The organism is Moorena sp. SIO2C4 (assembly GCF_010672485.1).
Taxonomy (GTDB): domain Bacteria; phylum Cyanobacteriota; class Cyanobacteriia; order Cyanobacteriales; family Coleofasciculaceae; genus Moorena; species Moorena producens.
Map to the genome: position 1 here is coordinate 1 of NZ_JAAHGN010000277.1, position 7,705 is coordinate 7,705.

At 41.4% G+C, this 7,705-nt stretch carries 9 protein-coding genes and 1 pseudogene; 5 read left to right on the forward strand and 5 right to left on the reverse strand.

The features are described from left to right. From F6K20_RS16015 to F6K20_RS16025, 3 genes and pseudogenes are all read right to left on the reverse strand, one after another. A pseudogene (locus tag F6K20_RS16015) lies at positions 1-116 on the reverse strand (IS630 family transposase); the annotation flags it as partial. A gap of 67 nt (positions 117-183) precedes the next feature. After that, positions 184-1,086 carry an Rpn family recombination-promoting nuclease/putative transposase gene (locus tag F6K20_RS16020; RefSeq protein WP_287295289.1) on the reverse strand — a complete coding sequence of 301 codons (903 nt, stop codon included), beginning with the start codon at positions 1,084-1,086 and terminating at the stop codon, positions 184-186. Positions 1,087-1,393: 307 nt separating this feature from the next. Continuing rightward, positions 1,394-1,591 carry a hypothetical protein gene (locus tag F6K20_RS16025; protein ID WP_131826841.1) on the reverse strand — a complete coding sequence of 66 codons (198 nt, stop codon included), beginning with the start codon at positions 1,589-1,591 and terminating at the stop codon, positions 1,394-1,396. Between the two features lie 180 nt (positions 1,592-1,771). On the opposite strand from F6K20_RS16025, the gene F6K20_RS16030 reads away from it, so the two are divergent. After that, positions 1,772-3,484, forward strand: a complete 1,713-nt coding sequence (locus tag F6K20_RS16030; RefSeq protein WP_008191396.1) for a dynamin family protein — start codon at positions 1,772-1,774, stop codon at positions 3,482-3,484. A gap of 24 nt (positions 3,485-3,508) precedes the next feature. Here the strand turns inward: F6K20_RS16030 and F6K20_RS16035 are convergent, their stop codons facing one another. Then, positions 3,509-3,649 (reverse strand): hypothetical protein, encoded by a 141-nt coding sequence (locus F6K20_RS16035; protein WP_154659988.1) that lies wholly within the window; start codon positions 3,647-3,649, stop codon positions 3,509-3,511. Between the two features lie 682 nt (positions 3,650-4,331). Here F6K20_RS16035 and F6K20_RS16040 point away from each other — a divergent pair. Beyond that, positions 4,332-4,505, forward strand: a complete 174-nt coding sequence (locus F6K20_RS16040; protein ID WP_008191390.1) for a hypothetical protein — start codon at positions 4,332-4,334, stop codon at positions 4,503-4,505. Between the two features lie 115 nt (positions 4,506-4,620). On the opposite strand, the gene F6K20_RS16045 is transcribed toward F6K20_RS16040, so the two are convergent. Then, positions 4,621-5,055 carry an SRPBCC domain-containing protein gene (locus F6K20_RS16045; RefSeq protein WP_008191388.1) on the reverse strand — a complete coding sequence of 145 codons (435 nt, stop codon included), beginning with the start codon at positions 5,053-5,055 and terminating at the stop codon, positions 4,621-4,623. Between the two features lie 163 nt (positions 5,056-5,218). Here F6K20_RS16045 and F6K20_RS16050 point away from each other — a divergent pair, with 163 nt between their 5' ends. From F6K20_RS16050 to F6K20_RS16060, 3 genes are all read left to right on the forward strand, one after another. After that, positions 5,219-5,854 carry a DUF4129 domain-containing protein gene (locus tag F6K20_RS16050; protein WP_008191386.1) on the forward strand — a complete coding sequence of 212 codons (636 nt, stop codon included), beginning with the start codon at positions 5,219-5,221 and terminating at the stop codon, positions 5,852-5,854. 41 nt (positions 5,855-5,895) lie between these two features. Continuing rightward, positions 5,896-7,014 carry a DUF4350 domain-containing protein gene (locus F6K20_RS16055; protein WP_008191383.1) on the forward strand — a complete coding sequence of 373 codons (1,119 nt, stop codon included), beginning with the start codon at positions 5,896-5,898 and terminating at the stop codon, positions 7,012-7,014. 135 nt (positions 7,015-7,149) lie between these two features. Beyond that, positions 7,150-7,705: AAA family ATPase (locus F6K20_RS16060; protein ID WP_287295291.1), on the forward strand; the 556-nt coding region annotated here is incomplete at its 3' end.

A 7,705-nucleotide genomic window follows, 5' to 3' on the forward strand; every position in this document is an offset into this window, starting at 1 on the left:
CAACCCAAAACTTCAGCAATTTCTAACTGTGTTTTTCCACTATTCAACAACAGCAAAATTAAAATACGTTCTCTAATATTTCCATTTTCTTCTATTTTTAAGGCTTTTTGAAGTATTGTTTTTTGCTGTCAGATAATTTTTTGCTGGCATATTTCCTATTATTGGGTTATTTATTAATTTTTATTATACCAATTTAAATGCCGAACAGCTTATTGTTTCAGATATCTTTGAAGGAATCGTTCCAAATCGTAGTTGGAGTATTCGCTCCAAGTTAGCACGACGTTCTTGTTGAATGCCTTCTAATATCCCCTCTTCTCTACCCTGTTTTATGCCCTCTTCTCTGCCCCTTAATTCTCCGACTGCCTCTGCCCCTTCTAGCATACTAATTTCATACCGTTTATCTTCCAGATATTTCTGATAGGCTGCCTTTTCTGTATTTGGTAGACTCTCAATCCTCAGGTTTTCCTTGGCTTGGGCTAATCCCCTGGCTTGGAAGTCTTCCTTGATTTCACTATTTTTTAGGAAATATATCCATTCATCCAAACTGTTTCTGGTCACATCATTAAACTGTTTGACTCTCAAGATGTAATATTCCGGAAATATCTGGTACACCTGCTCAATTTTGAACAACTCCTTCTGGAGATTTGATGGCTCTAGTCTATCCTGGATATGACGTCCGATAAAATCTAATTTTCCCTGATAAATGTAATCTTGTCCTTGGCCGAGGGGAAAGTAAACTATATTAATGGAGTAGACTTTTTTGACTTTACTATAAGGCTCTCCTTTATCCAGATATTCGGTAATCAGAGTCGAAACTCCAAATAACATCCGCTGAAAGTAATCATTTTCCGAACTATTTTGAACTTCCACCAGCAATAACTCCCCAGCACTATTGAGAGCTAGAATATCCACCCGGTTGAGTTTATTGTCTTGTGTCCCTCGATTACTTTCGCTTTCTAATATCGATTCAATGGTAATCACTTCCCCGAGTAATTCGCTGATAAAGCCTTCGAGGACAACATAATTAGCTTTATCTCGCAGTTGTTTTTTGATCGCCCAGTCAAAGCGTATGTGTGTTGCTGCCATGATTAGTCTTGCTATCTACAAGCACTATGCCATCTCGACTTAATTTGATTATACTGGATCAGTGGCTCAGTCCTGAGCAATGGTCTTTAGACAAACCTAGCCAAGAGGGATTAAACTGAAACAATAAGCAATAAGCGAATTTTATCCATTTGAGTTGGTTACCGTGAGAGAGATTTTAAAGGTTATTCTTCCTCAACTGCGTCAGCACTTCGAGAAAATTTACAACGATATGAGGGGATTCGGGTCTCGTCAACATTGGGACTCTACCCCCCGATTCATAATGCGATGTTCCGTTCGCGAACGCAAACTAGAATCGAGTGAAATAATATTCAGGGGTAATCCCTGATGGCTGAGTCTTGTTAAGATGCCATGTTCCGTTCGCGAACGCAAACCAGAGTCGAGTGAAATATGTTGACGGCTGACGGCTGAGTCTTGTTAAGATGCGATGTTCCGTTCGCGAACGGAACAAGGAACAGCTTCGCGATCGCATTAGACAAATGACCAATGACTACTGATTAATGACTAATCAAGGGATGATCCCTGACAGCTGAGAGCTGAATGTTTACCTGATCAGTGTTTTTGGCGATATCCTTTTAAAAAAACTATAATCAATCTACCATAGCTAGAAAATTGACTAATTATTTGGTCCTAATTTAGGATAGTATAATCTAGGGGAGTAAGATTAATGAACAATCAAATTATTGATCAAGTATTGTACAACCACAAACTTTATATTGATGACCTATTACAAGATTTGCATAAATTTGTTATTCAAATCAATAAACCGGAATTACAGTCAAAAATAAGGACGATACAAAAAAATAGTAATGAACCGTTTTTGTTAGTTATTGTTGGAGAAGTAAAAGCCGGAAAAAGTAGCTTTATTAATGCCATAATTCAAGAAAAAATTTGTCAAACTGATGTTGAGCCATGTACGGATGTTATTCAAAAAATTGTTTATTCAGAGGAGCAGTTTGAAAAAGAAATTAGCCCAACGTTACGAAAAATTGGTTTACCCATTGATATCTTGAAAACTTTATCAATTGTCGATACTCCTGGAACGAATACGATTCTGGAAAACCACCAAGAGATTACTGAAAACTATATTCCTAACAGTGATTTAGTGTTTTTTGTCTTCTTCGCTAAGAATCCCTATCATAAAACAGCTTGGGAACTCCTGGATTATGTTAGTGAGCAATGGCGTAAAAAAGTAGTCTTTATACTTCAACAGTCTGATTTAACTAAACCAGAAGAATTAAGCCGAAATACTCAGAGAGTTAAAGACTATGCTAGTCAACGACATATTGAGTCTCCTATAGTTTTTGCGACATCAGCGGAATTAGAAAACAATGGGAATGAGGAGGGGAGTGGGTTTAGGGAAGTGAGAGGATTTATTAATGATATGGTTACCGGTGGGGAGACTTACAAAATTAAACTTAAATCAATTAGCGATCGCACTCAAAACGTGATTGATGAATTAGAGCATGAATTAAAATCTATCCAACGGCAACTAGAGCTGGATAAATCATCAGTAGAACGAATCAAAACTAAACTAGCTGTCGGTGAAAAAAAGTCTCAAGATGACATTACTAAACTGGTGGATAAGTTGGCTGCCAACTATGATCTAGTTGCTGAGCAAATAAAATCTGATTTTAGCGCTGGTTTCACCTTTCCTAAACTAATCAATAAGTCCGTTGTTGGTACCGTTAAGAAAAATGCCTCAATCCAAGCCTGGATCGATCAGATCAAGGCTAAGTATGAACCAGAGCTACAGCTCTCGTTAGAAGAAACCTTAAAAGAGGGGACACTCCATTTTTTAGGGGATATTAAAAACCTAATTGATTCGTTAATACAAGATTTGGAGACTATCCAGAATTATTCCAGTAATAGCAATCTATCTATCCGAGTTATGGAGCGCCGTCATGAGGTGTTTGAAGACGTTAAGCAAAAAGCGTCTAAGCTCCTTGAAGATGCTGAGTTTATCAATTCCTTAAAATCAAACGCTAGTGGAGTCGCTACCAATATATTAGGTGGAGCGGCAGTAACAGTAATTGCTGGCCTATTTATGGCGATAACGGAAATAGTAATATTGGATCTTATCGGTGCTGCGTTTGCCGGAGTTGGAATTTTAGTCTCCGGGGGAGCGCTTTATCTGAAAAGAAGAATGATAATTAGCAAGATTGGCAAAAAATTAGAGAGTGATAAAACTAAGTTGATATCTGATATTCATCAGCAACTTACCTTAAAGTGTACTCTGATTTATGAAGAAATTAAAAGAGTATTTGGAGATTTAGACGATTATGTTGAAAAAGAAGAAGAAGGACTAGAACCAATCCTTAAGGACTATAGAACAATCCAGAGCAAGGCTAGAGATTTATTAGTGATTAGTAATGATTAATGGTTATTGGCCGTAACTATTGGGTTATGGCCGATGAATCTGTTCACTATTGCTGGCACAATCATAGTTGTTGAGGCCAACATCTAGAGTACTCATGCCCTGAATAGCTTTAACTGGTAGCTGTATTGCTAGCTTTACTGGTAACTGTACTGATCTCTCAATCAATCCCAAAATCTACTAAACATCACGGGGGAGCACTGTGGCTGTGGTAGTTCTAGCAACTTTAGCTATAGAAAGGCTATCAAATGTGATAGTATAACCTTGAGTGAAAAATTGGGTAGTTTCAGGGGTGAGGTCTATACGCCTCTAGCTTTAGATACGGGGTTAGTCTGACCCCTCACTTAAAAGAATTGAGCTTTTAAAGTATTGAGCGATTCGGCGTTTTATTTCTTTTATTTATGTTATAATGCTATGGCTGGCCTACCACAGGTGAAAATTCGTCGGTATCACCAATTAATCTACGACGTAAAGCGATGGTAGTAGCAAGGGAGCGAAAAACCCTTAAAACGCATGGACTCGACAGAGTACCGACCAAAGCGCCAAAGTTAGTTTTTTTAGTGAAAGGTAGGGCGGGGCACGCCCAAACCCTGGATGACTTATTCCAGTACGCTTGTGGAGATCAGACCGCTGGGTACACTTGCTCAAACTAGATAATACGTTTGTACACGGTTATTCGGTGCGAGGAACGGCAAAACCCTTGTGTATTAAAGTCAGTTCGTCGAAGCAAGAATCCCCCGGCATAAGCGCCGTGGGGAGTGTCAATGTAAGCCTAACTTGGTCAACTTAGACCAGACTTAGCTATATAATAAGGTATTTTTGACTCTAACTCAGGAGTCCCAGGAGGGATATGAGCAGCACAGATAGCAATAAAGACAAGGAACTCCAATTCACTGCTAAAGGAACTGGATCCTCTGGATACATCGATAGGAAACAGCTGAGCGTAAAGCCATTACCCCAAAATCGTCCTATTGCTACAAATGTTAGTGAAGGGACAGATGAACTAATGGGCTATCTTGACTAAGGGATTACTTGTCTGGTAAACCAGTGCTTCCGGGTGTGGTTAAGTCGTTAGTGTCTACAGTGTCATCTTTAACACTTCACCCGGATTAAGCGTGTGCTAGCGCCATACTAACGTTCTAAAACCCCTCAGCATAACGCTTCAACTCCCATGCCATTCGTTTAATACCTCGTAACTCATCCTCTCGGATAAACGGTAGAAACACCCGAGACAATATACCGGAATAAGAGTGTTTGTGGACGTATTTGGTACGACCCACTCCTATTTCTTGCAAATCAAATACACATTCACTACGAAAGCCAGGGATAGAAGACACCCAACTTAGACACACACCAGGCTGAAGTTGTGTCACCAATGGCTCAAATTCTGTCTCTTCTTCATTGGGAAGCCGTCGCAGCGACAGAAAGACTTCTTTCCCCTGCTCAAACCGTAAAGTTGAGTCACAATCAAACAGAAATGTGTTCCAGTACTTCCACTGCTGTTTATGGAACAAAATTTGCCAAACCTTCTGCCTTGGGACATTGATCTCAATGTCAGTATAGAGACTTGTCATGTTAGTAAATAGCAGTTTTACCGGCTTCAAGTACTGTTATTTTAGATTATGGTAAATGGGAAAGCATAGAAGGGTGGACTACACACAATAATAACACGGATGCACGGATGACTTAATCCATGCCCTAAATCCGCTGTTTGATATTATTAGTTATCAGTATCTTATGTCTACTGGTTCCTTTGAAAAAAACAGTTTGGATTGGCAGTTGCAGCTGCTGCAACGACAATTCGGGGAGTGGTGGGAGCTGACAATGTCTCAGGTGCCTCTTGACCAACCCCAAAGCTCACTGCCATCTTGGTTACTGTCTCCTATACTAGGCCAGGGGATTAGGATAACGTTTTGGTTACTTGTGGCTGTAATCCTAAGCTGGCTAGGGGTGCGACTGATCAGAGCATTACATCCTTATATTATTTCTTATTACCAACAACTTACTCAAGCTGCAAACAGAGTGACAAAACGACCAGTTCGAGAATTATCAGTGGTCAATTGGTGGGAGCGATCGCAAAACTATCAGCAGCAGGCTAACTACAGGGAAGCCTGTCGTTGCTTGTATATGGGGATGTTGCAGCAATTACACGATACTGGCATTGCCCCTCGCCATCCTAGTCGCACGGATGGAGAATATCTACAACTCATCCAGCAATTACCGCAACCTAAACCATACCAAATCTTACTGATCACCCACCAGCAGTTGTGTTTTAGTAACGCCGAAGTCTCTAGTCAGGTTTTTGAACGGTGCAAGGAGGCTTATCAACAGATGAAGGTTGTTCGCGTAGCGTGGCCGAAAGGCCAAGGATAAAGTATGTTCGCGTAGCGTGGGTGAAAGGCCAAGGATGAAGGATGAAATTTCCTAAGCGTCGGTTAGGGGTAATTAGTGCGATCGCAATCGTGGTACTAATGATGATTACCCTGGTAGCTGCTCCAGCTAATAATAAAATCAATAGCGGTTCTACTTACAGCCGCGCTCCCTATGGCTATGGCGCTTGGTACGCTTACATGGCAAAACGGGGAACTCCTGTACAGCGTTGGCAAAAACCCTTTGAGGATTTAGCGAATCAGACGGATGCTCAAGGCTCGGTTACCTTATTGCGTGTCACTAGTTGGTTGACAGTAGATGCTATTTATGGTAAAGAGCGAGAATGGATTAAACAGGGCAATAGGATGGTGATTTTGGGAGTCAAGCAGCCGGTTACTGACGCTGCTTTTAGTACTCTCCAAGAGGCTTCCACGGGAAAGGTTAAGGTTAACACCAGGCGGCGATACAAGGGTAATCAGGGGAAGAAAATTTTAAGCGATCGCTTTGGTGCTGTGGTTTGGGAAAAGCCTATTGGTGATGGTAGAGTTATCTTTGCCACTACATCGGATCTGGCTGCCAATGCCTATCAGGACTTTCCGGCTAACTATGAATTATTAGCCCAACTGGTTACTCCCTTGAAAGCAGAGGGGAATTTAACTAAGCAAAATCCCGTTTGGGTGGATGAATACCTCCACGGTTACAAAGATGTAGATGTGATCAAGCGAGAGGTAGGTGAGACTCTATTCAGTTATTTAGCGAAAACCCCTCTGTTGCCAGCCTTTATCCAAGGATTAATCATTCTTCTGGTTGCCATCTGGGCTCTGAATCGCCGCTTTGGACAACCATTGACCTTATCTGAACCAGTGGTGGATAACAGCGAAGCCTACATCCGAGCATTAGCAGGTGTTTTGCAAAAAGCAGGCAGCAGTGAGTTTGTGTTGGAAGTTGTGGGAAAAGACGAACAACTGCAACTGCAAAAAGCACTGGGATTAGGACAGACTCTGCTTGAGGATCAAGCTCTAATTGATGCTTGGGTTGAGCAAACTGGACGTCCAGCTACAGAACTGAAACAATTGCTGGAAATTCAATCTAGTAAACGTCGTATTAGGGAGTCAGACTTACTAAAATGGTTGGGAAAATGGCAGCAAATTCGTGTTGATTGATGGGATTATCAGAACTGCCCGATTGTGTAAACTACCGCATACCAAGCTAACTAATCCCAACCCCAATCAACCAGAGTTTGCCCATGCTATTGTGGTACCACGAAAACTGTCCCACAGGATAGCGAATCAACCCAAATGAGCAATGATATCCCTGTCTTGAACCGCCTCAAGCAAACCCTTGGCAAAATAATTGTCGGTCAATCCACCCTAGTCGAACAGTTACTCGTAGCGTTGCTTAGTGGTGGACATGTCATTATTGAGGGGGTACCAGGAACCGGTAAAACCTTGCTTGTCAAAGTTTTAGCAAGGCTAATCCAAGCCGAATTTCGGCGGATTCAGTTAACCCCAGATATTCTACCATCGGATATTTTAGGAACCAATATCTTTGACCTGAATACCCGCAACTTTACCCTCAAAAAGGGACCAGTCTTTACTGAGATTTTGCTAGCTGATGAAATTAACCGCACCCCACCCAAAACCCAAGCAGCGCTGCTAGAGGCAATGGAAGAGCAGCAAGTCACCTTGGACGGGGAAACATTGCCCCTATCTGAATTGTTTTGGGTGATTGCTACCCAAAACTCTCTAGAATTTGAAGGCACCTATCCCCTACCAGAAGCTCAGTTAGACCGATTTTTATTCAAGCTGGTAGTGGATTACCCAGATGCAGCGGCAGAAAAGCAAATGTTGATCA